Annotated in this window: 1 pseudogene; it reads left to right on the top strand. The window is 75.3% G+C overall.

Annotated elements, in window-relative coordinates:
- A pseudogene (locus G3I78_RS47700) lies at positions 1-495 on the top strand (diaminopimelate decarboxylase); the annotation flags it as partial.
- Positions 496-497: the final 2 nt, after the last annotated feature.

Genomic DNA, 497 nt, shown 5'->3' on the forward strand with positions numbered 1-497 from the left:
GACGCGGTGGCCGCGGAGCTCGGCACGCCGCTGCCGCGGTTCTCGATCGAGCCCGGCCGGGCGATCGTCGGGCCGGCCGGTCTCACGCTCTACACCGTGGGCACGGTCAAGCCCGTGACGCTCGACGACGGCCGCGTGCGCACGTACGTGTCCGTCGACGGCGGCATGAGCGACAACATCCGCCCCGCGCTCTACGCGGCGCAGTACCACGCGGAGGTCGTCGGCCGGTCGTCGCACGCGGAGCCGCTCCTCGCGCGCGTCGTCGGCAAGCACTGCGAGAGCGGCGACATCGTCGTGCACGAGGTGCAGCTCCCCGGCGACGTGCGCGCGGGGGACCTGCTGGCGGTCCCGGCGACCGGCGCCTACGGCCGCTCGATGGCGTCGAACTACAACCTGCTGACGCGCCCGCCCGTGGTCGCCGTGCGCGACGGCGCGAGCCGCGTGCTCGTGCGCCGCGAGACCGTCGCGGACCTGCTGGCGCTCGACGAGGGCTGACC

Source organism: Streptomyces sp. SID13726 (assembly GCF_010548375.1).
Taxonomy (GTDB): Bacteria; Actinomycetota; Actinomycetes; order Streptomycetales; family Streptomycetaceae; genus Streptomyces.